The 26,364-nt window shown below is 33.0% G+C and carries 28 protein-coding genes; 13 read left to right on the top strand and 15 right to left on the bottom strand.

The window, feature by feature from the left end; all coding sequences use genetic code 11:
• The 5 genes from EBF09_RS07915 to EBF09_RS07895 all read right to left on the bottom strand — a co-directional run.
• A partial coding sequence (locus EBF09_RS07915; protein ID WP_198672570.1) for a cache domain-containing protein occupies positions 1–1,029 on the bottom strand: 1,029 nt, incomplete at its 3' end.
• Between the two features lie 181 nt (positions 1,030–1,210).
• Positions 1,211–2,200: a tRNA lysidine(34) synthetase TilS gene (gene tilS, locus EBF09_RS07910; RefSeq protein WP_121764571.1), complete on the bottom strand. Its 990-nt coding sequence runs from the start codon at positions 2,198–2,200 to the stop codon at positions 1,211–1,213.
• A complete protein-coding gene (rimO, locus tag EBF09_RS07905) occupies positions 2,187–3,524 on the bottom strand; it encodes a 30S ribosomal protein S12 methylthiotransferase RimO (protein WP_121764570.1) in 1,338 nt (445 codons plus the stop codon). Before rimO ends, tilS begins: the two co-directional genes overlap by 14 nt.
• 12 nt (positions 3,525–3,536) lie before the next feature.
• A complete protein-coding gene (ruvA, locus tag EBF09_RS07900; protein WP_121764569.1) occupies positions 3,537–4,115 on the bottom strand; it encodes a Holliday junction branch migration protein RuvA in 579 nt (192 codons plus the stop codon).
• 2 nt (positions 4,116–4,117) lie between these two features.
• A complete protein-coding gene (locus EBF09_RS07895; protein ID WP_121764568.1) occupies positions 4,118–5,920 on the bottom strand; it encodes a FapA family protein in 1,803 nt (600 codons plus the stop codon).
• A gap of 83 nt (positions 5,921–6,003) precedes the next feature.
• Here EBF09_RS07895 and murJ point away from each other — a divergent pair, with 83 nt between their 5' ends.
• Positions 6,004–7,413 carry a murein biosynthesis integral membrane protein MurJ gene (gene murJ, locus EBF09_RS07890; RefSeq protein ID WP_121764567.1) on the top strand — a complete coding sequence of 470 codons (1,410 nt, stop codon included), beginning with the start codon at positions 6,004–6,006 and terminating at the stop codon, positions 7,411–7,413.
• Positions 7,414–7,554: 141 nt separating this feature from the next.
• A complete protein-coding gene (locus tag EBF09_RS07885; RefSeq protein WP_121764566.1) occupies positions 7,555–7,800 on the top strand; it encodes a hypothetical protein in 246 nt (81 codons plus the stop codon).
• Here EBF09_RS07885 and gltX read toward each other — a convergent pair.
• From gltX to EBF09_RS07870, 3 genes are all read right to left on the bottom strand, one after another.
• Positions 7,797–9,185, bottom strand: coding sequence for a glutamate--tRNA ligase (gene gltX / locus EBF09_RS07880; RefSeq protein WP_198672572.1), 1,389 nt, complete (start codon positions 9,183–9,185; stop codon positions 7,797–7,799). The genes EBF09_RS07885 and gltX overlap by 4 nt on opposite strands.
• Before the next feature lie 68 nt (positions 9,186–9,253).
• Positions 9,254–10,099 (bottom strand): pantoate--beta-alanine ligase, encoded by an 846-nt coding sequence (gene panC / locus EBF09_RS07875; RefSeq protein ID WP_121764564.1) that lies wholly within the window; start codon positions 10,097–10,099, stop codon positions 9,254–9,256.
• A gap of 121 nt (positions 10,100–10,220) precedes the next feature.
• Complete coding sequence (locus EBF09_RS07870) at positions 10,221–11,426, bottom strand: 2,3,4,5-tetrahydropyridine-2,6-carboxylate N-succinyltransferase (protein WP_121764563.1); 1,206 nt, start codon at positions 11,424–11,426, stop codon at positions 10,221–10,223.
• Positions 11,427–11,576: 150 nt separating this feature from the next.
• Here EBF09_RS07870 and purM point away from each other — a divergent pair, with 150 nt between their 5' ends.
• From purM to EBF09_RS07825, 9 genes are all read left to right on the top strand, one after another.
• A complete protein-coding gene (gene purM / locus EBF09_RS07865; RefSeq protein ID WP_121764562.1) occupies positions 11,577–12,566 on the top strand; it encodes a phosphoribosylformylglycinamidine cyclo-ligase in 990 nt (329 codons plus the stop codon).
• 65 nt (positions 12,567–12,631) lie between these two features.
• Positions 12,632–13,369 carry an SH3 domain-containing protein gene (locus EBF09_RS07860; protein WP_121764561.1) on the top strand — a complete coding sequence of 246 codons (738 nt, stop codon included), beginning with the start codon at positions 12,632–12,634 and terminating at the stop codon, positions 13,367–13,369.
• A complete protein-coding gene (locus EBF09_RS07855) occupies positions 13,369–14,163 on the top strand; it encodes a shikimate dehydrogenase (protein ID WP_121764560.1) in 795 nt (264 codons plus the stop codon). Before EBF09_RS07860 ends, EBF09_RS07855 begins: the two co-directional genes overlap by 1 nt.
• Positions 14,164–14,205: 42 nt before the next feature.
• Entirely contained in the window at positions 14,206–14,754 is a 549-nt protein-coding gene (gene hpf / locus EBF09_RS07850; protein WP_121764559.1) for a ribosome hibernation-promoting factor, HPF/YfiA family, read from the top strand.
• Positions 14,741–15,817 carry a polynucleotide adenylyltransferase gene (locus EBF09_RS07845; RefSeq protein WP_232817701.1) on the top strand — a complete coding sequence of 359 codons (1,077 nt, stop codon included), beginning with the start codon at positions 14,741–14,743 and terminating at the stop codon, positions 15,815–15,817. The genes hpf and EBF09_RS07845 overlap by 14 nt, the downstream gene beginning before the upstream one ends.
• A 132-nt stretch (positions 15,818–15,949) precedes the next feature.
• The gene (gene yedE, locus EBF09_RS07840) at positions 15,950–17,011 is read left to right on the top strand and encodes a YedE family putative selenium transporter (protein WP_121764557.1); all 1,062 of its coding nucleotides are present in this window, start codon (positions 15,950–15,952) and stop codon (positions 17,009–17,011) included.
• Entirely contained in the window at positions 17,012–17,227 is a 216-nt protein-coding gene (locus tag EBF09_RS07835) for a sulfurtransferase TusA family protein (protein ID WP_121764556.1), read from the top strand.
• Between the two features lie 2 nt (positions 17,228–17,229).
• Complete coding sequence (locus EBF09_RS07830; protein ID WP_121764555.1) at positions 17,230–18,387, top strand: aminotransferase class V-fold PLP-dependent enzyme; 1,158 nt, start codon at positions 17,230–17,232, stop codon at positions 18,385–18,387.
• 9 nt (positions 18,388–18,396) lie between these two features.
• On the top strand, positions 18,397–18,621 hold the full coding sequence (locus tag EBF09_RS07825; protein ID WP_121764554.1) for a DUF3343 domain-containing protein: 225 nt from the start codon (positions 18,397–18,399) through the stop codon (positions 18,619–18,621).
• Positions 18,622–18,809: 188 nt separating this feature from the next.
• On the opposite strand, the gene EBF09_RS07820 is transcribed toward EBF09_RS07825, so the two are convergent.
• The 6 genes from EBF09_RS07820 to EBF09_RS07795 form a co-directional block, all read right to left on the bottom strand.
• Complete coding sequence (locus EBF09_RS07820; RefSeq protein WP_121764553.1) at positions 18,810–19,814, bottom strand: beta-ketoacyl-ACP synthase III; 1,005 nt, start codon at positions 19,812–19,814, stop codon at positions 18,810–18,812.
• Between the two features lie 3 nt (positions 19,815–19,817).
• The gene (plsX, locus tag EBF09_RS07815) at positions 19,818–20,807 is read right to left on the bottom strand and encodes a phosphate acyltransferase PlsX (RefSeq protein ID WP_121764552.1); all 990 of its coding nucleotides are present in this window, start codon (positions 20,805–20,807) and stop codon (positions 19,818–19,820) included.
• A 14-nt stretch (positions 20,808–20,821) separates the two neighbouring features.
• A complete protein-coding gene (rpmF, locus tag EBF09_RS07810; RefSeq protein WP_121764551.1) occupies positions 20,822–20,974 on the bottom strand; it encodes a 50S ribosomal protein L32 in 153 nt (50 codons plus the stop codon).
• A gap of 20 nt (positions 20,975–20,994) precedes the next feature.
• A complete protein-coding gene (locus EBF09_RS07805; protein ID WP_121764550.1) occupies positions 20,995–21,390 on the bottom strand; it encodes a hypothetical protein in 396 nt (131 codons plus the stop codon).
• A complete protein-coding gene (ndk, locus tag EBF09_RS07800; protein WP_111230316.1) occupies positions 21,384–21,797 on the bottom strand; it encodes a nucleoside-diphosphate kinase in 414 nt (137 codons plus the stop codon). Before ndk ends, EBF09_RS07805 begins: the two co-directional genes overlap by 7 nt.
• 88 nt (positions 21,798–21,885) lie before the next feature.
• On the bottom strand, positions 21,886–22,587 hold the full coding sequence (locus tag EBF09_RS07795) for an MqnA/MqnD/SBP family protein (RefSeq protein WP_121764549.1): 702 nt from the start codon (positions 22,585–22,587) through the stop codon (positions 21,886–21,888).
• Between the two features lie 195 nt (positions 22,588–22,782).
• On the opposite strand from EBF09_RS07795, the gene EBF09_RS07790 reads away from it, so the two are divergent.
• Positions 22,783–23,640, top strand: a complete 858-nt coding sequence (locus EBF09_RS07790; protein ID WP_121764548.1) for an HDOD domain-containing protein — start codon at positions 22,783–22,785, stop codon at positions 23,638–23,640.
• A 25-nt stretch (positions 23,641–23,665) separates the two neighbouring features.
• On the opposite strand, the gene EBF09_RS07785 is transcribed toward EBF09_RS07790, so the two are convergent.
• A complete protein-coding gene (locus EBF09_RS07785) occupies positions 23,666–24,412 on the bottom strand; it encodes a class I SAM-dependent methyltransferase (protein WP_198672569.1) in 747 nt (248 codons plus the stop codon).
• A 148-nt stretch (positions 24,413–24,560) separates the two neighbouring features.
• Here EBF09_RS07785 and metK point away from each other — a divergent pair, with 148 nt between their 5' ends.
• Positions 24,561–25,718, top strand: a complete 1,158-nt coding sequence (metK, locus tag EBF09_RS07780; protein ID WP_121764547.1) for a methionine adenosyltransferase — start codon at positions 24,561–24,563, stop codon at positions 25,716–25,718.
• Positions 25,719–26,364: the final 646 nt, after the last annotated feature.

The raw sequence follows: 26,364 nt of genomic DNA, 5'->3' as shown, positions 1-26,364 counted from the left end.
AGGAGCATTTTTAGATTCATGGTTTAAATAAGAGAAGAAACCACTTAGGCCATTTTGAATGGAGGAGAGGGGTTTTAGTGCGATAGTAATTACAATTTTAATTAAGATTAAGGATAAAATAACCGCAATAGCTCCACCTAAGCCTTGCAACATTAAAACTTCATTCACAGCATCTGTATAGGCACTCTCTTGTGTGATAGAGCAAACTCTAAAGTTTGCATTGAGTTTATCGCACATCACCGCATAAGAGATATTTTTGTCATCTTTAGCATAAAAGATAGAATCCAAATTCTCTGCTTCTAGTAGTTCTGGTTGTTCTTTCAGTGTGGTGGAAATATTTTTACTAAGTGCGTTTTTTGTTAAAATCCTTTTTTCATCTTCGTGTAACAAAATTGTTCCATCGGGTGCATAAACGCCTACATAAGAATTGTCTGTATGGCCGAGGGCTAAAACATCTCTTGAAAACCTAGCTAAGTCATAATCCCCTCCTACAACGCCTATAAATTGACCATTTCTAATAATTGGCATTGCATAGGTTACGCCTACATTTCCACTGCTTGCAGATTTATAAGGTTCTGTAATAATAAAATCTTGAGCCGCCTTTGCTTCCTTATACCAAGGGCGATTTCTTGTATCATAATTTTGTGCCATACCCAAAATTTCACCATCAGATTGATAATTCAAACCACTATCTTCAAGCCCCACATAAACAAGCTCAAAATCATCCGCTTTTTCAAATGCTTTTACCAAAGATAAAATTTCTTCTTGTGTGATATTGGGGCGATTTACGATTTCTTCTGCTAAAACCTTAATTGTCTGCCCTTTACCCATTTCGTAGCTTTTAAAGGTTTGCGCAACATCCACCATTGCCTTTTTTTGAAGTTCTTGGAGCAAACTATAAGTGTTGCTCTTAGATTCAAAATAGCCAACAACACTGATAATGGCTAAAATAAGGGTGATTAATGAACCCAGCCATAACATTAACTTAAAAGACATGCTTACGAATTTTTTTTGAGTTTTTTGCTTCACGATTGCTCCTTCCTTGATGTGTTTTATGTATATAAACCCAATCAAAACATTATTTATTACTGCAAAATAAGGCTATTGCAATAATAAATAACTCTAATAATGTAAGGATAATTTTACAAGAACTGAATTTAAAATTTTATTAATAAAAACTTAAATATATTTTTAATATAGTTTATTTTATTTAAGGTAAATGGAGTTTAAAAGCCTTATGAAATACCCTAAAACGCTTAGGTATCTTTGCCTTTCTAAAAAATTCTTTTTCCTCTTTGTTAAGAGATTGTTTTTCCCTTAAATTAGGGAATATATAAAGTTTTTTATTACACTTTTCTATTACAATTTTATCTCCAAATATATAAGAAAATTCCTCTTTTTCTAGTAGGTTTTGTAACTGAAATTTTTGACTTTTTGAAAGTAAATATCCTAATTTTTTGCTTGCTTTATCCACAAAAATAAAATCTTCTTTAGAACTTTCAAAACAAAAATATCCTCCTAAATCTTCAGGTTCTTCTAAAGAGGTTTTTTCTCCCATTAACTTGAGGCTAAAAGCGATTCCTAAATGGAATTCTTCTAACAATTTTTGCGTGAAATTCTTTCTAAAATAGTTTCTTTTGTAAAACAAATAGTTATTGCTATAATCTTCAAAATAAAATCTTGTATTTTTTTCTAAGTATTTTATAAGATTAGCTTTTGTTATATAAAGTAAAGGACGCACAATATAATAATTTTTATTTTGATAATTTCTCTTTGTTAAGCTTGGAATAAGAGTATTTAAAACATCAGTCCCTTTGGAGAGTTGCATCATAAACCATTCCAATAAATCGTCTAATTGATGTGCTAAAATGAGGTTTTTATACTCATATTTTTGTATGAGTGTGTTAAAAAACTCATAACGCACCGCCCTTGCATTTGCTTCAAAATTTTGTTCTATTTTAGGCGCTTCATAAATAAAACATTTTTTGTTATCAAAAAATGCTAGTTGCTTAGCACGAGAGATTTCTAGGCTTGATTGTGTCCTTATTTTATAATCTACAATAGCTATATCAAAGTGAATTCTTGCCTCTTTTAAAAGAAAATAGAGTGCCGTAGAATCCACTCCCCCAGAAAAAGCTAAAAGATTTTTGCCCCCACTTAGACAAGAAAGATGTTCTAAGGTAAAATTATAATTTTCCAATCACGCAACCCACAGGATTTTCTCCTGCAATTTGAGTGATTTTCACTCTATAATAACCCGTCTTTAGCTCTTCTTCTATCTCTTTGTCATTTATAAGAATCTCTCCATCAATTTGTGGAGCAAAGCGAACATCTCTTGCACTAAAGAAAAATTCATGTTCGCTAGATTTGCCCTCTATAATCACATCTATTTCGCAATTTATGAGCCTTTTTAAGCCCTCTTTGTATTGTTTGCTAAAAATCTTATCTATCTTTTTTAGTCTAGTTTGAATAACCTTTGGGCTAATTTGCTCCATATTAGCACTTTTTGTCCCTTCTTCGCTTGAAAAGGCAAAAAGATTCATTCTATCAAATCTATATTCTTCTATGAAATCACAAAGCTCTTTAAAATCTTCCTCTTCTTCGCCCGGATGCCCTATAATAAAGCTTGTTCTTAAAAAAGCATTCGGAGCTTTTTGCATTTGTTTTAGAAGTTCTTTATATTTTGTGCTTCTATTCATTGTTTTTAAAACTTTGCTTGAAGCGTGTTGGAGTGGCATATCAAAATAATTTACAAATACAGGAGAATCTATAATTGCTTGGATTAACTCTTTAGAAGTGGTTGAGGGGTAAAGATATAAAATCCTAGCACTTCTTATTTCTAAGCCTTCATTATAAAGCTTGTCTATTTCTTTAATAAGCTGAACAAGCCCATCTTTAACGCCTAAATCTAGCATATAAGAACTTGTATCTTGAGAAATAAAGCTAAAATCTTTATAGCCCTCTTTGACTAGATTTTTGACTTCTTTGAGTGCAGATTCTAGTGTGCGTGAGTGTAGTTTGCCCTTAAAAGAGGGGATAGCACAAAAGCTACATTTTTGGTTACAGCCCTCTGAAAGCTTAATGTAAGCATGGATACTAGATCCGCTAATCACTCTTGTATTTTCTTCTGTGGCTAGAAAAGTCCCCTTATGCTCTGCTGCGTCAATTTTTTTACCACTTTTTTTACGCTCTTCTAGCATTAAATCAATCTTATCATAATCCCCAACACCTGTAATAATATCAATCTCTGGGATTTCCTCTCTTAGCTCTTTTGCATAGCGTTCGCTTAAGCATCCACTTGCCACTAAAATAGAATCTTTTTTCTTGTTTTCTAGAGCTTTTAGTATCTCTTGCACGCTCTCTTGTTTAGCTGCTTCAATAAAGCCACAAGTATTGATGATGATTACATCTGCTTCTTCTAATTCTTGTGTATTTTCATAATCTTTTAATCTGCCTAGCATTACTTCGCTATCTACAAGGTTTTTGGTGCAGCCCAAAGAAATTAAATGCAGTTTTTTATCCATATTTTTCCTAAATTATAAATTTTGTATTTTTTTAAGTGCTACTCTTACCATAGCGCCTATCTCATCATTTTCTAAGCCTTTAATGGCTTTTTGTATTACATCGTTTTTGTAGCCTAGGGATTCTAGTGCTAAGATTACTTGATGGAGATTAGAATCTTCTTTTGGCATTTTAGAATCTTGTGTAAGCTCTAAAGACCAGCCAGAAAGCTCTACTAAGATTCTTCCTGCACTTTTAGGACCAATCCCTGGAACTCTTTGCATAGACTTTATATCATTATTTTCTACAACTTGTGCAAAAGTTTGCGGACTATAAGTAGAGAGAATTGCCATAGCTACTTTAGGACCCACACCATTAATCTTAATAAGGCGCAAGAAAAGTTGTCTCTCTAAATTATCCAAAAATCCAAAAAGTTGCCATGCATCTTCGCGTATAAGATGTGTGATTAAAAGATTTGCTACCTCGCCTACTTTTTGGGTTAAGTTTTGGCTTGTTTGCAAAGATGTAAATACTTCATACACTACGCCTGCACACTTAATTCCTAATCTTGTGGGCTCTTTAAAAACTATTTGCCCCTCTAATCCTATAATCATATTTATTCCTCTATTAATTCTAATTTTTCATCATTTTTGTTAAAAATCACTTTCGTCCCATCACCAAATTTGGGCGTTAAACTTAATTCAAGCTTGGGAGAATGAAGAGTATAACGCACTTCATTATAGCCTACCCAGCCACTTTGCACTTCTATGGTGGCAGTTTTGGTTTGCAAATCTAGCTTTGCAAGTTTATCTTTAGCATCCTTAAAAGCTACACTAAGTTCGTTGATTTTTTGGCGTTTTTCTTTTAGAGAGGTGATGAGCTTGTGATAGGTTTCAAAATTATCTAATAAATATTTTGGTGGAATGGTTTTGGTATTTTTATAATGGATAAGAATCTTTCTATTTTCATCCGCAATGCTTTTTTGCTTCCTTGCTTCTAGGCTTTGCACTTTTAGCTCTTTTGTGAGTTGGATAGCCTCCTTAATGCTTTTATTTTTGGTTTCTAAAAGAGCATTGTAATTTTCCCTAGCACTTGGACTATAATTCGCACTTATAAAGAATCTATTTTCGCCCTTATCCATAGAGTGCACCCTAATTTTATGTGTTGCGCAAAAGAGTGCATGGGAATGCAGATAATGTACAATAATCTCATCCGCATAAATTTTACCCCCATACATTTTATTGACTTCTACTCTATCTCCTTCAATAATGCCAGTTTCGAGTGTATCTATTTTGATATTTTTGCCTTTGACATAGCCTTTGTGGTTGTGGATAGAAATGGTATCAGCATAAATTTTAGAATCTTGATGGGTTTGTCCGCCTACATTAACCTCTTTTGCGTGGATAATAGCATCTGCCCCTACATTTCCCTCTATATTGACACAAGAAGCTTGGATTTTCATACCTCTACCTATTGCCTCTTTTAAGCTGTCGCTTTCTGTTACATTGATCGTGGTTCCGCTATTTAGTTGCCCGATGAGAGAACCTGTTGTTTTGGCGCTAATTTCTTTTGCTTCTAGTGTATCTTGAATGAGGAGGAATTCATCCTCATAGTGTAAAATCCCTCCATTTTTTGCAATATATTCAATTACTAATTCACTTTCTTTTACCAAAATAGAATGTTTATCATACTGCAAAGGGCTTACTTCATGGATACTTTTTGGCTCTTTTGGGATAATATATTCTCCTTTAATATTTCTTCCGGGTTTTCCTATGATAGGTTTATAAAAAACACAAACAACTTCATTAGGCAAAATGGTTTGAAAATGGTGCATTAAGATTTGTTTTTTGAATTCTAGTTTGGCTTCTTTTGTAGGGATAAAATTAATCGCGACATTTAGACGATATTCTACTTCTTGTTTTAGGGGATAGCTAAGCTCTTTTAAAAAACTTTTAAGAGCTTTTTTCTCTTCTGTTTCGTTATAAATTAGGATTTTATTCCAAGCCTTTTGCTTTTTGATTTGCATATAAAGTTCATCAAAACTCTCTTCATTATAGACAAAGCCAATTTGAAAATAAAGAGTAGAATAAGAATAATCTTTGTCAGTTTTTAAGAAAAAGCGGTGTTCTCTCCTCTCCCTTTTTCTAATCACAATCCCATAGCATTGTTTGATAACTAGATTGGGTTCTACAAGATTATCTCTTTTGCTTAAAAAAACTTCTGCTTGAGCTAAATTAAGAGAGGAAAATTCATAGTCATAGACTTTTTTAGTATATGTAATCACAGATTGCAAGTCAAAATCTAATAAGTCCATGTCAATTTTGTATTGAGAGGCAACTTGTTTGAGCGTTACTTTAATATCTTCGCATTCATTGATATAACTAGATCGCACTAATGCTCCCTCGTTCTCTTTTAACATATTCTAAAACCTTTTATGCAAAAATAATATAACTTATTTTACCAAAACTTACTACAAGAATAATTTAATGTAAGGATAGTTCTATGTTTTTTAAGGCATTTTTAACAAATGGTAGTGGGATACTTACTTCAAGGATTTTAGGGTATCTTCGTGATTTGCTTACGGCCAATATACTCGGTGCTGGAGTTTATAGCGATATTTTTTTTGTTGCCTTTAAATTGCCCAATCTCTTTAGACGCATTTTTGGAGAAGGTGCTTTTAATCAATCCTTTTTGCCTAGTTTTATTCAAGCGCGTTATAAGGGGGGATTTGCACTTAAGATTTTAATCTATTTTTGTATATTTTTATTCTTATTGAGCTTAATAGTGTGTATTTTTAGCACACAAGTTACAAAAATTCTTGCTTGGGGTTTTAGTGAAGAATTAATCAAGCTAACAGCACCTTTAGTGGCTATTAATTTTTGGTATTTACTGCTTGTATTTATCGCAACATTTTTGGGAGCAATCTTGCAATATAAACGCAGTTTTAGTGCTTGGGCTTATTCTCCTGCACTTTTGAATGTGGCTATGATTATAGCTTTGCTTATAGCTAAAGATAGTGCAAGTTATGATGCGGTGTTGATTTTAAGCTATGGGGTATTAGCAGGAGGGATTGCACAGATTTTGTTACATTTTTATCCTCTTAAGAAGCTTGGCTTTTTAAAGCTTTTGTATGCGGGTTTTAAGGAGTTAAAAAGAAAAAAAGATTCTATTAATCAATCTCTAATCTCTTTTAAAAAACAATTTGTTCCTGCCATGGTAGGAAGCTCTACGGCACAACTTGCTTCTTTGATTGATACATTGCTTGCTACTTTTGTGGGAGGAGCGGCTGTTTCTTATTTGTATTATGCAAATAGAATTTTTCAATTACCTTTAGCAATTTTTGCTATAGCCACTTCTACGGCACTTTTTCCCTATGTAGCAAAATACATTAAAAATCATCAAGAAGCTTTGGCATTAAAAGAGTTAAAAAGATCTTTTTGGCTTTTGTATATTTTGCTTGGAGGTTGCGTAATTGGCGGAATAATGTTGCAAAATGAGATTATTTGGCTTTTATATGAGAGTGGAAAATTTACAAGAGAAAATACTTATGTAACTGCTAATGTATTTGGAGCATATATGGTGGGGCTTTTGCCTTTTGGGCTTGCGAAGATTTTCTCTTTATGGCTTTATTCAGAGCACAAACAAGCTCTTGCGGCTAAAATCTCTGCCTTTTCTTTGGGTGTGGGAACTCTTTTTTCTTTAATCCTTATGCAATCTTTTGGAGCAGTTGGCTTGGCACTTGCTGGGAGTATTAGTGGGTTTGTTGTCTTTTTTCTTACTTTGCATTTTTTTGGTTGGAGAAAGTTTTTTAATATTCTTTATGCTCCAAAATGGCTTTTGGTAAGTTTTGGTTTGTTTGCTTTAGAAATGGGTGTTATTTATCTTTTTAAGCTTTATGTTTTTTCTTTGTGAGTTTGGAGGATTAAGAGGGGGAGGGTGTTAGGTGATGATTTATAAAAAAATATTAGTGATAAAAAATATTTTAAAATATTATAAGTAATATTTTTGTAATATGTATTTCTGCTAAACAGAAAAAATTTTAAGGGGGAAACCATGAAGCAAAAAATTAAAAAATTAGCCTATACTATTCCATTAGAGAGTGAATATGTAGAGGGAGGAAATATCATCGTAGCAAGGCTTGAAGTGCCTACAAAAAAGGGAAAAAAGAAAAGTATCGTTTCTATTTCTTTGAGTTTAGAGGATAATCCTAAGGAGTTTTCACAAGCAGAGTGGAAAGTGCTTATTCCTAAAAGAAAGGTTAAAGAGTTGCGTAAAGCTTTAAAGAAAGTTTGCGACTAAGCAAGACTTTCTAAGGCTTTTTGTATTCTTTCAATCACTTCTTGTGTGCTAAGTGCAACTAAAAGGGGTGCCATACCTACACCGCCACTTTTGCCTAGAAGTGCATAACGCAAAGGCATAAATAAATTTTTAGGCTTAATGCCTTGAAAATCCGCAAAAGTTGCAATTTCATTATCTGCTTCGCTAATGCTAGAGATTGGCTGTTTTAGGGCTTTTAGATAGACAATAAATTCTTCTAAAAGGTGAATATTTTCTTGTGTATTGACTTTGGCTTTCATTTTTTCATCAAATTCTTGCACTTCTTCTAAGCATTCATTGATTAAATTTGCAAATTCTTGCAAGGTTTTTGAGCGTTCTTTAATCTCTGGATAGAGAATATCTTGTGCATTTTCTTGTGGGATTTTGGCTCCATATAAAGGCAACAGGGCATTTAGCTCTTCGTTACTTAAGAGATTTAAATAATGGTGGTTTAGCCAAAGTAGTTTTTCTTGATTGTAAGCAGAAGGAGAGGTGTTAAGAGTGTAGGGGTTAAATAACTCTAGCATTTCTTCTTTGCTAAAAATTTCTTGATCTTTATGACTAAAACCAAGTCTTACTAAAAAATTTAACAATGCATGGGGTAAATAACCCATTTCTTTATATTCCATTACACTCATAGCACCATCGCGTTTGCTAAGCTTGTGTCCTTGTGGGTTTAAAATCATAGGCACATGGAAAAAGCGTGGTATCTTAAATCCTAGTGCTTCATAGATAATGATTTGTTTTGGAGTGTTGCTTAAATGATCGTCTCCTCTAATAATATCTGTTACACCCATAAGTGCATCATCAATCGCTACTACAAAATTATAAGTAGGTGTTCCATCGCTTCTTGCTATGATAAAATCATCTAGCTCTTTTGCTTGGATATTCATCTCTCCTTTAATGCCATCTTTGAACTTAATCTCTCCACTTAAAGGAGCTTTTATTCTAACAACAGGAGTGATTCCACTAGGTGGTGTGCCTTTAAAATCACGATAGCGATTATCGTATTTTGGGGTTTCTCCCCTTTGTCTTTGCTCTTCACGTAGGGCATCTAGTTCTTCTTTGCTCATATAGCAATAATATGCCTTGCCTTCATCTAATAGTTTTTTTACATATTCTTGATAAAGTGGAAATCTTTGGCTTTGATAAACTACTTCCCCATCATAATCCATTCCCACCCAATTAAAAGCCTCTATAATAGCTTCTTTGGCGTCTGTTGAATTTCTAGCTAGATCTGTATCTTCTATCCTTAAAAGGAATTTCCCCTTATTTTTTCTTGCATAAAGATAGTTGAAAAGCGCTGTTCTTAATCCTCCAATATGCAAATATCCCGTAGGAGAGGGAGCAAAACGCGTTACAATCATTTCTTCCATAATTTAACTCCAAATAAAAATAAAGTATTTTATCACATTCATTCTAAAACCTAAATTGTCTAAATCCAAAGATTATCTAGCAATCTAACTCCCTCAACTCTTGCTACAACCAAAATCAAAGTAGAATCTTTTTTTATTTTTTCTTGATTTTGTAAGCTTCTATCTACAATTACAAAATACTCCACTTCTAACCCTTCTAGTGCTTTTAGGCTTGCTTCTATAATCTTTTTAGATTCTAGCTCTCCTTGCATGATTAAACGCATGGCAACATTTAAAGAATGTGAGATTTTTAGGGCTTCTTTTTTGCCATCACTGCTTAGATAAGCATTGCGTGAGCTAAGTGCTAAGCCCTCATTGCTCCTAACAATAGGACAAGGCACAATCTCTATGGGTAAAAATAAATCTTCTACCATTTTTTGGATAATTAAAAGCTGTTGAGCGTCCTTTTTGCCAAAATAAGCTTTATTTGCTTGACTTAGGAAAAATAATTTACTCACAACTTGCAAAACTCCATTAAAATGTCCTGGACGCACTTTACCCTCTAGCACATTTACCATAGCACTGGGTGCATTAAATGTGGTTTGAAGTTCCTCTTTTAGCGGATAGACTTCTTCAACCTTTGGCATAAAGACAATATCTACACAAGCCTTTTGGCATACATTTAAATCCGCTTCTTCTTTTCTTGGGTATTTGCTAAAATCTTCATTTGCTCCAAATTGTGTAGGATTTACAAAAATAGAAACCACGCTTAAATCGCACTCTTTTTTACAAGATTCTATTAAAGAAAGATGTCCATTGTGTAAAGCCCCCATTGTAGGCACTAAACCTATTAAATTTGTAGGATTTTTGGCTTTATAATCTTTAATAAAATCTTGCAGTTCTTTTCTTTTGGTAAAAACTAACATTTTTTACTCCCAAATTATGTTAAAAATAAATGTGAAATTATGCGTCTAATAGACTTAAAATATTATAAGCAAATTTGTAAAGGAAATAAGCGTTTTTATTGCTCTAAAAAGAGCAATAAACTTAATGCAATGCAGAATTTAGTTCAATTTTACGATTAGAGCGGAATGCAATCATAGCTCCACTCTTAGAATCTTGTCTAAAATGCACGCCATTTTTGCCTGAAAGTTCCTTGCCTTTATAAAGTCCGCTTTCATTAATAGTAAAGTTAGGATTAATTTCTGCTAGTTTTTGTGCTTCTTCGCTTGAGATTTTAAACACAGTTCCTGCTAAAACTGCAATTCCACCATCTACAATACAACCATCTCCTAGGCTAATTCCAGTGGAGCTATTTACACCTAAAAGACAATTTTTGCCAATGCTGATTGGATCGTTATTCCCACCGCTTAGCACACCTAAAATGCTAGCACCACCACCTACATCACTTCCTTCGCCTACAATCACGCTTGATGAAATTCTACCTTCATTCATACAAGCACCCATTGCACCTGCGTTGAAATTTACATAACTAGCACCCGGCATTTGCGTATATCCACCACTTCCTAGATATGCACCAAAGCGAGTTTTAGCACTATCAAGTAAGCGGATATTATCATATTGTGGAATTACTTGCATTAAATAGCGTGGGAATTTATCTACAAAATCAATTGCTGGAAATTCTCCTCTCATTTTAAGAGCGATTTCATTTTCTCTTAGCCATTCTAGCTCATAAGGCACATTGCCGCTCCAAGCTACATTGCTTAAAAGTCCAAAAATCCCATCTAGGCATAAGCTTCTTAAAGGTGCTTTGCCTAAAGAGAGCGCTAGAAGCTTCATATAAGCACTTTCTACACTTTTTGCTTGTGTATCTTCATAGATAGCACAAAAACGATAGCGAAAATCTCCATTTTCTGTATAGATTCTATCTTCTTGTAAAGCTCTTTGAAGTTCTAAAAGTACGGCAACATTTTTGTGTGCGTTAGGATTTTCCAAAGTTTGTGGAATATAAGGGGTAAAATATTCTAAAGCTTTAATGACAAATTCTTCTGTAATTCCAAAAACAAGCTCACTTGGTTCATCGTTTAAAATCTCGCATTCATTTCTTAAATCCCAAAAAATTGCATAAGAGCCAAAATTTTCTTTCCAGTTTAATACAGGATAGGTTGCTTGAAGCACCTTATTGCTTAAAACCCCAACATCTGCATAACAAATCCCAAAGCCTAGAGGCTCTCTATAATCGCTTTTATTTTGAATGTTGCTTACTGCTTCTTTAAATTCAAGAGTATTCATTTATTCTCCTATAATTATGTCTTTTTTAGATTATAGCTAGAAAGTTTTTAAAAATAAATTTTATCCCTAATGCTTGTCTAAAATTATTAAAAATTTAGTTGCTTTTTTGTATTATTGCGTAGAAATTTACTTATTTTTTGGATTTAAAGAATGAAAAAATTAAACTACAAAGATTCAGGCGTAGATATAGAAGAAGGCAATGCGCTTGTAGATAACTTAAAAAGTCTTGTGAAATCTACTTTTAATGCAAATGTTTTAGGAGGCATTGGCTCATTTAGTGGTGCTTATGCGCTTCCTAGTGGCTACAAGGAGCCTGTTATTTTAGCGGCTACTGATGGAGTGGGGACAAAACTTAGACTTGCTATTGATTTTAATAGGCTTGATGGAGTAGGGATTGATTTGGTAGCAATGTGTGTGAATGATTTAATATGTAATTTTGCTACACCCCTTTTCTTTTTAGATTATTATGCAACTGGAAAGCTAGATAAAAGCAAAGCCTTAGAGGTAATTAAAGGAATCACGCAAGGATGTAAAGAGGCAGAATGTGCGCTAATTGGTGGAGAAACTGCGGAAATGCCCGGAATGTATGCAGGAGAGGATTTTGATTTAGCGGGTTTTGCAGTGGGTATAGGAGAGAGAGCTAAAGTACAACAACAAAGCACGGCTAAAGAAAAAGATGTTTTAATCGCACTTCCAAGTAGCGGGATTCATTCTAATGGATATTCTTTGGTGAGAAAAATTTTACAAGAAAATAAGATAGATTTGGAGAGTGATTTTAATGGTAAGCCCCTTATTGAAACTTTGCTAACTCCTACTAAAATCTATGTTAAAACCTTTAAAAAATTAGAAAGCAAGATTAAAGCTCTAGCCCACATTACAGGGGGTGGCTTGATAGAAAACTTGCCCCGTTGTCTTCCAAAAGGGATAGGAGCCTATATCAAAGAAAGCAGTATCCAAAGATTGCCCATTTTTGATTTTTTAAGCCAATATGTAGAACAAAGTGATATTTATAGAACTTTTAATATGGGTGTGGGTATGGTGCTAGTAGTGGATAGTGAAAATGTAGATGAGGTTTTAAGACAAAGTGGGGGCTATGTGCTAGGGGAGCTTACAAAAGCAGAAGGTATCTTTATAAAATAGCAAATTTGATTAATTTGCATTTTTTAGATAAAATGTAGGAATTTTTTAAAGTAGGGGCAAAAAATTTGAAGCTATTTTCTATTTTAGAGCGTTTTTTTAAGCTCTATTCTATTCCTATATTTATCTTAGTGCTTTCTTTTGGGATTTATTATATTATTTTTGAAGTTGTTAGCACTAAAGATAATACAAAAATAGCAAAAACCGAAGAAGAAATTATGCAAATCACACAAGTAAGCAAAGAACCCTTTACTCCAAGTGTGCCACCTAAACAACAAGAAACCAAAGAAGTTTTACCCTCTTTAGAAGACTTACCTAAGTCTTTAGAAGAGCCCAAAAAACAAGAATTAGTTGTTTCAAAAGTTCCTTCTTTGAATATTAGAAAAGAACCAAACACAAATTCAGATATTATGGGAAAGCTCACTCCCACCCTTTATGCGGTTATTTTAGAGCAACAAGGCGATTGGATCTTAATAGGAAATTATTATAACCATGCAACTCTTGGTTGGGTGTTAAAATCCTACACTAAACCCTATATATTAGAAAATAATCCTCCTTTAGAAGAAGTAAATAAAAATGCAAAAGAAAGTTCCTTGCAAAAAGATTCTATGGTTTTTTACACTTCAAGAGTTCCAGCATTAAACATTAGACAAGCTCCTAACACACAAAGTGAGATTTTAGGTAAATTAACCCCAGAGGATATGGTGGAGATTATAGAAGAACAAGGCAGTTGGGTAAAAATCAAAGATGCAAAAGGTGGCAATAAAGAGGGTTGGGTAGTAAAAAGATCCCTAGAGGCATTTTAATGCAGTTTGCAGTCATTGGGAATCCTATCTCTCATTCACTCTCCCCACTTTTACACAATAGTGCTTTTAAGGTTTTAGGGGTTGAGGCATATTATGGTAGAATTCTTTTAGAAAATGAAGAGCAATTTCGCACTCATCTAAACTCTTTTGCACTTAATGGGGCAAATATTACGATACCTTTTAAAGAAGTGGCTTATAGTATGTGTGATGAGGTTTTTGGGATTGCTAAAAGAATGGGTGCTACTAATACGCTTATTTTTAAAGAGAATAAAATCTATGGATACAATACAGACGCACTAGGTTTTTATCAATGCATAGAAAAAGAGAATTTTAAAAGTGCGTTAGTCATTGGTGCGGGAGGTTCTGCTAGAGCCATTGTAGCTATCTTAGAAGAAAAGGAAATTGAAACCACGCTTATAAATCGCTCTAAACTTAGACTAGAAAATTTTAAAGATTTCAAAATACAAACCGCTACTTTTAAAGATTTTAATGTACAAAAATCTTTTGATATTATAATCAACACCACCCCAAGCAGTCTAACAACGCATACTTTGCCTTTAGAAGAAAATTGCTTAAAAGATGTTTTTCAAGGTGCTAAAATGGCATTTGATTTAGTCTATGGAGTAGATTCGCCTTTTTTAAATCTTGCTAAAGCTTGCAATCTAAAAATAGAAGATGGCAAAAATATGCTTATAAATCAAGCGATTTTAGCGTTTGAAATTTTTATGCAATCTTTTAATAAAACTTTTAATACACAAATCTTAAAAGCAACAATGCAATCTACATTGTCTTAAATTTATGCTACAATATGCTTATTCACTAAAAAGGAGTAAGTTATGAATGTAACTATCACAGCAAGGCATTTTGAGCTAACAGATTCTATTAAAGACTACATCACACGCCTCATTGAAAGCCTAGAAAAATACAACCTAGATATTATCAGCACAAAGGTTGTTATTTCCTATCAAGAAAAAAAGGGCAAAGAAAAAAAGAAAAGGCTTTTTAATTTTGACATTACTCTTTCAATGGCAAAAACAAACACCGTAGTTATAAGCCAAAAAGATAAAGATTTATATGTAGCAGCAGATTTAGCAATTTCAAGAATGCATAAAATTTTGCGTCGTTATCATGATAAAATTAATATTAAGCATGCAATAAGAACCGATGATTTAATGGTGGCACCTATTTTAGCCGATGAAGCACTTACGCTAAAAAGCGAAGATGAAATCGTGCCTATGGACTTAGATTTGCATAAGCCTTTGGATATTGAAGATGCACTAGAGAGATTAAAAAGTAGCTCGCAACAATTTTTTGTTTTTAATGATAAAGATTCAAAAATGCGTGTGATTTATAAAAGGATTGATGGTAAATATGGCCTCTACTAAGAAAATATACTTAGTAGGTGGGGCAGTTAGAGATATGCTTTTAAAACTGCCCCTAAAAGACAAAGATTATGTGGCAGTAGGCTACACACAGCAAGATTTCTCCCATTTAAAAAAAGTAGGTAAAAGCTTCCCTGTATTTTTACTAGATAATTCTACACAAATCGCACTTGCACGCAAAGAATTTAAAATTTCTAAAGGCTATAATGGATTTTCATATGATGCGCAAAATATCAGCCTAAAAGAAGACTTAAAGCGTCGAGATTTAACCATTAATGCTCTAGCCTATGATGAAGAAAAAAAAGAAATTATAGATTATTTTGGTGGATTAGAAGATTTAAAAAATAAAATTTTACGCCATGTTAGTGGAGCATTTTGTGAAGATCCTCTGCGGATTTTGCGTCTTGCTAGATTTAGGGCGCGTTTTGGCGAGGAGTGGAGCATACATCAAGATACAAAAAAGCTTGTCTATTCTATGAGGGATACTTTAAAAGAGCTAGAGCCAAACCGCGTTTATAAAGAAATAGAAAATGTTATGCAACATAAAAATTCTACACTTTTTTTTGCTACTTTAATAGAACTTAGAGTGCTAGAATACATTTTTCCAAACCTTTATAAAACTCCCACACTTTTAGAGAATTTGAATTTATTAAAAAAACTAGATAATAAAAATTTACTTTTAAAATTTACCTCCTTATTTTTAAATACCGTAAAAATAGACTTGCAAATTCCTAAAAAAACTCTAATCCCACTTTTGCTTCTTTTAAGAAATCAAGATTCTTTTAAAAAATTAGCACAGCTTTCACCTAAAGATTTATTGCAACTTTTAGAAGAATACAAAGATATGGAATTATTAAAGCAACAAATAAGATTTTATAATGCAAAAGAAAATCTACCTTTGAATGCAAAATGGATTTTAAGCACTTATAAAAGATTAAAAAAATACTCTATAAAAGAATGGCTCATCGCACAAAAGCAACCCATCGCACCCTTAGCTATTAAAGAGAAAGTTTATCAAGATAAATGTAATTTGTTGCTAGAGTGTTTAAAAAATATCCATTTATAAAACAAGTATTTTTAAGCTAAATTGGATAAAATATTTTCTTTATTTTGCTTAAGGTTTAAGCGCACAGCTTTTTAAAACTTCTTTTAGAAAAATCATGCTGTCTTTTTATAATGTTAATTTTGGAGGAATCTTATGAAATTGGCTGTTTTGCCTATTTTAGCAGGAGTTGCTTTAGGTGTATTAGCGCCCGTGCTAGTATATTTTGGAAATCCGGGAAATATGGGAATGTGTGCTGCATGTTTTAGTAGAGATATTGCAGGAGCGCTGAATTTACATCAAGCGCAAATTGTGCAATACATTCGTCCTGAAATTATTGGTTTAGTTTTTGGAGCTTTAATTGCCTCTTTTGCTTTGGGGGAATTTAGGGCTAGAGCTGGATCAGCACCTGTTGTTCGCTTTATGCTTGGTGCTTTTGCTATGATAGGAGCGCTTGTATTTTTGGGTTGTCCTTGGAGAATGTGGCTTAGACTAAGCGGAGGGGATTTAAGTGCATTAGCAGGTATTGGAGGGCTTATTGTTGGAATCTTAATCGGTTTATTTTTTCTAAAAAGAGGTTTTTCTCTAGGGAGAAATAGACAAGCAAGTAAGATTGTAGGCTTAGTATTTCCTATTTTTACACTGATATTATTTGGGCTTTTATTGTGGAGCTTATGGGATCCTAATGCACTTGTTAAAACTTCCCAAAAAGGTCCAGGTTCTCAACATGCTCCTTTATTAATTTCTTTGATAGTGGGTTTATTTTTAGGGGCAATTTTCCAAAGAAGTCGTTTTTGTATGATAGCTGCTATTAGAGATACAGTTCTTTTTAAAGATACGCATATCTTACAAGGAGTAATCGCTCTAGTTGTGGCGGCTTTTTTGACAAATCTTATGTTAGGAAGCTTTCATCTTGGATTTTCTAATCAACCCATAGCACACAATGATACTTTGTGGAACTTTTTAGGAATGTTACTTTCTGGTATTGCTTTTACACTTGCTGGAGGTTGCCCTGGAAGACAGCTTGTTTTAGCGGGTGAAGGTGATGGAGATGCGGGAGTATTTGTTTTTGGTTTGCTTTTTGGGGCAGCCATAGCACATAACTTTGGCTTAGCAAGTTCTCCTGCGGGGATTGGAGCTAATGCGCCCATAGCGGTATTTTTAGGGATTGTATTTTGTATTATTGTGGCATTTTTTGCTAAAGAAAGGAGAGTATAAATGAAAGAGCTTGATGTAAGGGGGCTATCTTGCCCCGAACCTGTTTTAAATTTAAAACCCCTTATTGATGAGGGGCATTTAGAAATTAAGGTTTTATGTAGTTGTGGTGCTTCTAGTGAAAACATCAAAAGAATGGCTATAAACCATAATTATGAGGTTAATTTAGTAGAATCTAACACAGATGAATTTGTCTATCTTCTTAAAAAGAAAGGTTGATTTTGGAAGATAAAAGGCTTATTTATTTAGACAATGCTGCTACAAGCTTTCCAAAAGCACCCGGCGTTAAAGAAGCAATAAGCAATTTTTTAGAAAATATCGGTGCAAGTCCTAGTAGGAGTGCACATCCACTTTCAATCGCTTCTGGGAGAATCTTGCATTCTAGTAGAAGTCTTTTGGCTAAAATGTTGGGTTTAAAAGATTTAAAAAGAATCCTTTTTACTTTAAATGCTACAAGTGCGATTAATATGGCTTTAAAAGGTATTTTAAAAGAAAAGGATATTGTAGTAACCACGCAAATGGAGCATAATGCAATCAAGCGTCCTTTAAATGCGTTAAAAGATAAGCTTAATTTACAAATTAGAGAGATACCCACTGATAGTTTAGGAAATCTTGATTTAAAAAAAGCACAAAATTTATGCAAGGGAGCTAGAGTGCTCGCTTGTGTGCATGTAAATAATGTAATGGGAGCCATCTTGCCTCTAGAAGAGCTAAGCCAAATTGCAAAAAGCACAAACACATTATTTTTGCTAGATGCAACACAGAGTGCAGGCATAATTGCCTTAAATGATATTTTTACAAAAGTGGATTTACTTGCACTTAGTGCACATAAAGGGCTTTTAGCACCTATGGGAGTTGGAGTTTTAGCGTTAAGCGATTCTTTTAATCAAGATTGTTTGGAGCCTCTTGTTTATGGTGGGACAGGTAGTCTTAGCGAGGAGGAGTTTCAGCCTAACTTTTTACCCGATAAATTTGAAAGTGGAACGCCAAATATGCATGGTATAGCAGGGCTTAAGGCGGCTTTAGAATGGATAGAGCAAAAGGGCGTTGCAAACATCTATCAAGAAAAATACGAGCTTGGGTTATATTTAAAAGAAAAGTTGAGCTCTCTTAATAATATACAAACCTATTTTCCATCTTTTGGGATAGCAAATTTCTCCTTTAGATTAAAAAATAAAAGTATTTCAGAAGTGGGTTTGAAGCTTGGGGAGACTTATGGAATTTGTTTAAGAGTTGGTTTGCACTGCTCTCCTGCCACGCATAAGGTTTTAGGAAGTCTAAAATGGGGTGGAACGCTTAGGGTAGGACTTGGAGCTTTTAATACAAAAGAAGAGATGGATTATTTGCTATTTGCTTTAAAAGAAATTAGCAAAAGTTAAAGGAAGAAAATGAAGAAGGGATATATTTTGCTCTTTAGCAGTGCAGATGCTTTTTATGGTGAAGAAATTTTAAAAGAAATGCAAAATACGCTTATCAAGCTTATGCCAACACCTAGAGAGTTTAGCAGTGATTGTGGGATATGTATTTATTTTGAATGCCAAATTTTAGAAGAATTAACTAAAAGACTTGATGAAAAAAATATAGAATATGAAATGAGATTGCAATCTTTCTAATAATAAGGCTAAATGCCAAAAATAAGAAATAAAAGGCAAGATACACTAAAATCATTTTGATGTAAAAGATGAAAATGTATGTCAAGCTTTGCTAATGCTTTGTGGTGATTATTTTGGATATACTTAGAATTTATATTAAAGAGTTATTTTGTAGCTAAAGGAAAAACCCTTAGCAAAATAAGTTTTGGCTATTGTGGGTTAAAATACAAGATAGCAGAACCCCAAGTAAGCCCACCACCAAATGCATCCAAAAGTAATTTAGAGCCTTTTTTGATTTTACCTTCTTCATAAAGATCGTTAATTGCCATAGGGATAGAAGCAGCTGAAGTGTTGCCATATTTTTGCACCGTGAGTGCGACTTTTTCTTTTGGAAAATTTAATGATTCTCCTACTGCAGAAATAATGCGTAAATTTGCTTGATGTGGCACAAAATAATCAATATCTTCTTTGTTTAGATTGTTTCTTTTTAGGATTTCTACTACATCATTTGTGAGTGTTTTTACTGCAAGTTTAAAAGTTTCATTGCCTTTCATTTTAATAAACTGCATTCTCTCTTGCAACATTGCTTCATTTGCTGGATTCTTACTGCCACAACCGGGAGTTATTAAAAAGTCTTTATATTGTCCATTAGAAGAAATATTTACATCTAGGATACTTTCTTCTTTGTTTTGTGTAGCACAAATCAGTGCTGCACCCGCACCATCTCCAAAAAGCACACAAGTGCTTCTATCTTGCATATCAATAATGCTTGAAAGTTTTTCTGCACCGATGATGAGAATGTTTTTGTAAGTTTTAGAAACAATAAAAGAATTTGCTAAAGAAAGAAGATAGATAAAGCCACTACAAGCAGCACTAATATCAAATGCAGGTTTATTGATAATCCCAAGATTGTGGGCTACCACACAAGCGGTTGAGGGCATGCAGAGAAAATCTGGAGAGATAGTAGCAACAATCACCATATCTACTTCATCGGGGCTAATTTTAGCTCTCTCTAGCGCAATTTTAGCAGCTTTTGTCGCTAAATCGCTTGTAGCTTCACTGCAATCAGCAAAACGCCTTTCTTTTATTCCTGTGCGTTTGCTAATCCACTCATCGCTTGTATCCACAATCTTTGCTAGATCATTATTTGTAATTATTTTTTTTGGGATATATGCACCAATGGATTTTAAAGATGCATAAATTTCATTTTCCATTGGCTAACCTTGTTTGTATTGTTTAATGGCATCGAGTATTTTGTCATTAATATTATTTTCTAGGGTGCTAATTGCTTGAAAAATAGCATTTTTCATAGCTTTTGCATTGCTTTTTCCATGACAAATTATCACACTACCATTAATCCCTAAAAGCGGTGCTCCACCATATTCTGCATAGTCAATTTGTTTTTTAAGTTTTCTAAAAACATTTTTCATAAACAATGCACCAAAAATTCCTATGGGAGAGGATTTGATGTATTTTTTTAGAAGATATACAATAGAATCAGCAACACCCTCGCTTGTCTTTAAGACAATGTTACCCACAAAACCATCGCATACAATCACTTCCACAGAAGAATCAAAAATATTATTACCTTCAATATTCCCTATGAATGCAGGATGTTTTTTTAGTAAGCTAGAAGCTTCTCTTGTGATTTCATTACCTTTGCATTCTTCTTCCCCATTTGCCAAAATACCTATTTTAGCATTAGAGTGCATAAGCACAGAAGTGGCATACTCATAGCCCATAATGCCAAATTCAAAGAGATTTTCACTTTTGCATTCTACATTTGCACCTGCATCTACCACCAAAGAACGCTTTCCATCAATGCGTGGCATAAGTGTGCAAATAGCAGGACGCGAAACCCCTTCGATTCTGCCAACTTTTAGGGTTGCTAGGCTCATAGTGGCACCACTATGTCCTGCGGATACGACCGCATCTACCTCTTTGTTTTTTAGCATTTCAATCGCTACATAAATAGAGCTTTCTTTGCGTTTTAATGCTGAAGTAGCTCCTTCTTCCATTGTGATAAAATCTTCACAATGTACTATTTGAACTTTTTTGGCAAATTCTGCGGGAATAAGAGGCTCTAAAATCTCCTTCTTTCCTACTAAAATTGCTTCAAAGTTTTTCTCTTTTAATGCTAAGAGAACACCTTCAACTAAAGGTAGAGATCCAAAATCTCCCCCCATTGCATCAATGGCAACTTTCATTGAAGTAATTAACCTTAACCTTTATAGTTTCCAGTGAATTTATTAACACGATGTGGCATTTTCCATGTGCCATCTTTATCTTTAACAGGCATTGCTAAAGTGATTTTATAATGTGTTCTCCTTTTTGCTGCTCTTGTCTTACTAACGCGTCTTTTTGGAACTGCCATAATTTACTCCTTAAATTAATTTAATCTTCTTTTGAGTGAAAATCGCAACGAATCATTTCTAATTCACTTCTCAAAATTTCAGAAAAGTCAATCATACCATTTTCACACTCAATAATTTCTTCAAAATTTTCAGATTCGCATACAAAAATACCTTCACTTAAATAAAATTCTAATTTTTCATCTAAGGTTTTTATGTATTCTTGTCCGCTAATATCACAGACTAATTCTAATTCTCCGCTTAATCTAGCATTGAATTTTAAAAGTCTTGTATCATACTCACAAGGGGTTAAAGCCCCTTCTAAAACCACATTATCTTTACCATTTTCACTCTTGAAATCAAAGCAAAAAGGAATTTTTTGCTCGTTTCTTAAAGTTTGTAAAGCCCTAGCAAAGGGTATTTTATGGTTTGTTAGCAAATTTCTCTTTTTGCAAAGAAAAATGCGATTTCTTTTTGTGCATTTTCTAGGCTATCGCTACCATGCACTGCATTTGCATCTATGCTATCTGCAAAATCTGCTCTAATTGTTCCAGCTGCAGCTTCTTTTGGATTTGTAGCACCCATAAGTTCGCGGTTTTTAGCTACTGCATTTAGTCCTTCTAAAACCATAACTACAACAGGTCCGCTAACCATAAAATCTACTAAATCAGGGAAAAAAGGTCTTTCTTTATGTACTGCATAAAACTCTTTTGCATCTCTTTTGCTAAGATAAACTCTTTTCATAGCTACAACTCTTAAGCCATTAGTTTCAAACCTATCAATAATTTTGCCAATTACATTTTTTTTAACAGCATCTGGTTTGATAATGGATAATGTCTGCTCCATTCATAACTCCTACCCCAAAATTTGGGAAATTTTAAATTTAAAGGTTGCTATTATACTACCTTAAACCTACGATGAAGATTAAAATAAATTAAAATCTTTTTGGAGGCTTGATTTGTAATATTCTTAAAGCCCTATAAAAGCGGTTAACTCCATAGTTTGCTTTTGTGTCAATTTTATAACTTAAAACTTTTAAATATTCTAAAATTTCTTTTTTGGATAAATCATTTTTTAAAGCAGATTCTAAAAGAATATAGTGTGGGATTTTAATGTGTGAATTTTGAAATTTTTTAAAAATTTTTTTGTAAAACTCTCTATGCTTTTTAATGCAAACCCTTCCAAAAACAAAGGGTAAATGTTGTTTTTGAACCCAAAATTCCCCCATATCTATATAATCTTTTTTGCCTTCTTTTTGTTGTTTTAAGATTTCTTTTAACGCTCTATCTCCTATTAGAACGCGTCCTTTTAGCCCCAAAACTTTCAAAAGTGCATTAGAAGTGTCTGATTGATAGTCGCTTCCGCTTTGATTTTTTAATGCAATTACACTTAAAACCTTTTTTCTAGCAACGATTCCTATATTGTGTGCATGAAAATTATAGCGTTTTTGATTGAGTGCTGTGATAGAAGAAACAAATCCTGCATCAATTCTTCCAAAGATAAATTCTTGATTGAGTTTTGCTGGATAAGATTTTTTCTTTTGATAAAAAAGCTTAAAAGAAGCAGGTAAAGGATAGCTTTTGATAAATACTTCAAAAGGCAAAAGATTAAGATAGTCAATTTTTCCAAAACGCATTTGTATTTCCTAATAAGAAAAATATAATTTTATTTACAAAAATATTAAAGTTTAATTTTAACACTTTTTAAAATTCTTTGGTAAGTAGTTTTTTAAAAAAATAATGTTAAAATATATTAAAAGTAAAAAATCTCACAAAATAATTTAAAGAGATTTGAGCAAGCAGTAAATTTAAAATTTAATGTAAGGATAATTATGAATCCTCTTTTATTGGAGACTATTAATAATCTACCACCCTTGCCAAAAACGGTAATAGAACTGCGTGATTATATTGATAAAAAAGGTGCAGATGTTAAATTAGGAGATGTTGCGACAATTATCTCTAAAGATCCCTTATTGGTTGGAGAGCTTTTGAGATTGGCAAATTCTCCTTTTTATGGCTTTTCAAGACAGGTTTCAACTTTGCAACAAGTGATTTCTCTTTTGGGTATTACAAACATTAAAAATATCGTTCTTGCAAATTCTATCCGAAGTAATTTTATTATTGATGTATCTCCTTATGGTTTAGAAACAAGCACTTTTTTGGAAAATTGTGCTAAAGAAGTGGATTTTATTTCAGAATGGTTGCAGGAGGAAGATAAATCTTTGGCAAATACTCTAGTGCCTTGTGCGATGCTTTTAAGGCTTGGAATGATTTTGCTTTCTTCTATTCTTATTCGCATAGGTAAAGATAAAGAATTTTTGTATGCAAATGAAACAAATGGATTTAGAGATATTCATGAGCTAGAAAATCAATATTGCGGTGTGGATAGTATCGCCTTTTTGGGGTTTTTATTTGATTATTGGAAGTTTGATGAAGTGCTTATACAAGGTATTGCATTTTTAGACAATCCCCATGCAGCAGAAGGGGAGATCCAAAAAATAGCTTATGCACTTGCTATTACTAATACACTTTTTGAGCCTTATCAACCCTTAAGCCATTTCAATGCTAAAAAGGCTATTGCTCTTTTAAATGAAGCGCAAACTCAAGGTGTTCATTTTGAACTTGCAAATTTTTTAAACAAGTTACCTAAAGAAACTAAAGAAAAACTTGAAAAAGATTTAGAGGCTTAAAAACTCTAAATCAAAAGATATCATTTTAAAAACTGCATTCATACAAAAGCATTAGTGCTTCATTATCTATATCTTTTGCAATCTTTTTATCAAAAGAAGAATAAACTTTAATCTCTTTAAAACCCACTTTCTTTAAATACTGCTCCATCTCTCCTATCTTATAAAGATGGATAACAAAATCCATACTCTCCGTCTTTAATAGTTTATCCCCATCATAAAGCTCATAAATTCCAGGAGAAAATTGCGTTTGAGTAAGCTCTTCATAAAAATTTTTACTTTTTAGATGCAAACTAAAACCCTCTTTTGTTTTTACACAAACATTTTCTTTATATGCATTATCATTGGGTAACTTTGTAAAAATCGTATCCACTCCAAAAACAAGCTTGCCTTTTTGTTTTAAAAGCTCTTTTAATTTACATAAAACTTTATGTAAAATTTGCATATCACTAAAAAGCCCTATAGAACCCGAAGGAATAAAAATATAATCAAATTTTTCTTTTGTAGGATAATCTAAAAAATCCGCTTGCATAACTTTCGCACAAGGAGCTTTCGCTTTTAGTGCATCTAGCATTTGCTTAGAAGAATCCATTCCGCTAATATCAAAACCTCTTTGCAAAAATGGCACTAAAAATCTTCCGCTTCCACAAAGTGGCTCTAAGATTCTTTCTCCTTTTTTAGCATAAGCTAAATAAAATTCCAATTCATCTTTTGGGGCTTCTTTATGTAATATTTCATACATTCTTGTGCATAAACTCGCATAATAATTTCGCAATTTTCCTCCTTGTCAATTACTAAAAATACATTATATCAAATTTATAGAAGTTCATTTTTTTTAATTTATTTTTATAGAGTTAATGTTGCTTAAAAAATTTAAGTTTTATTATGATATGATTTAAAAAATAAAAATACAAGGTGAATTTATGAAAAAAGAGTTTTTATTTACATCAGAATCAGTTACCGAAGGACATCCTGATAAAATGGCAGATCAAATTAGTGATGCGATTTTAGACTATATTATTGAAAGAGATCCTAAGGCTAGAGTTGCTTGTGAAACCCTGCTTTCAAATGGTTATTGTGTAATTGCAGGGGAGCTTAAAACCCACGCTTATGCACCTATGCAAGATATCGCAAGAGAAGTGATTAGGGAGATAGGCTATGTGGATGCAAAATATGGCTTTGATTATAGAAGTGCAGGTGTGCTAAATGGAGTAGGAGAGCAAAGTCCCGATATTAATCAAGGGGTAGATAGAGAAGATGGCGAGATAGGTGCAGGAGATCAAGGGCTAATGTTTGGTTATGCTTGTCGTGAAACCGATGTGCTTATGCCACTTCCTATTTATTTATCCCATAGAATTACTGAAAGGTTAGCAGAGGTGAGAAAAAATGGCACATTGCCTTTCTTGCGTCCTGATGGAAAATCCCAGGTAACTATCAAATATGCTGATGGTGTGCCTGTTGGGATTGATACGATTGTAGTTTCTACACAACACAGCCCTGAAACTTCACAAAATGATTTAAGAAATGCAGTGATTGAAGAGGTTGTCAAAAAGGCTCTTCCTAAAGAATTTGCAAACGACAATATCCGCTATTTTGTGAATCCAACAGGTAAATTTGTAATCGGAGGACCTCAAGGAGATGCGGGATTAACCGGTAGAAAAATCATCGTAGATACTTATGGAGGAAGTTGTCCGCATGGTGGAGGTGCATTTAGTGGAAAAGATCCTAGCAAGGTAGATAGAAGTGGGGCATATGCTATGCGTTATGTAGCTAAAAACCTTGTTGCAAGTGGGATTTGTGATAAAGCTACTATTCAAATCGCTTATGCAATCGGTGTGGTAGAACCCGTATCAATTTTAGTAAATACGCATGGGACAGGTAAAGTAGAAGATTCTAAAATTGAAGAATGTGTGAAAAATATCTTCCGCCTTACTCCAAAAGGTATTATTGAAAGCCTTGATTTATTGCGTCCAATTTATAGAAAAACTGCTAGTTATGGGCATTTTGGTAGAGAATTACCAGAATTTAGTTGGGAAAAAACCGACAAAGCACAAGAAATCAAAGATTATTTCAAAATTTAAGGATTAAAGTTACAAGCTCTAAGGCTTGTAGCATTGTCTTTTATCCACTTTGTTGGTTTCTAAAATTTATAAATATCTAAAATCATAATTAATATTTTAAACTTTATTAAGTAGTAGTTATGTTTGCATTGCTTTAAGCTTGTTTTTATTGTCTTTTGAAGATGTACAAAGGAACTAATTGTGGAATTAATAATTATATTTGTAATTTCACTAAAACAAACACATAATATAAATTCAATGTGTTTTTAGTTAAACCCTATTTAACTTAGACTTAAAGCAATATTCTATTAAGAATACACAAATTTTATCTTTAAAATGCAAAGCAGGTTGGAATCTTCCTTTTTGCCTTTTTATTGATATAGTTAGATTTATAGCAAAATGGGTAAAAGCTATAATTCTATGCCTTTTTAATTCATACACACATTTTATCTAATTTTAAAATCCTTGCTAAATTCACACAATAATTTTCAAATCTCATAAAACAAATCTTTTTATAAAATTATTAAATTTAAAAAATTCTTTATAAAAAACAATCTAATTTTTTAATCTCTTTACAAAAATTTCTAAATTTTTTTAAAATTTTTTCTCTTTTTTAAAATATTTAATCTAGCCATAATACTTACTTATATTAAGTATATTATATTGT

It is taken from the genome of Helicobacter burdigaliensis, assembly GCF_003670295.1.
Lineage (GTDB): Bacteria > Campylobacterota > Campylobacteria > Campylobacterales > Helicobacteraceae > Helicobacter_D > Helicobacter_D burdigaliensis.
This window is presented reverse-complemented; position numbering and strand designations above follow the sequence as displayed.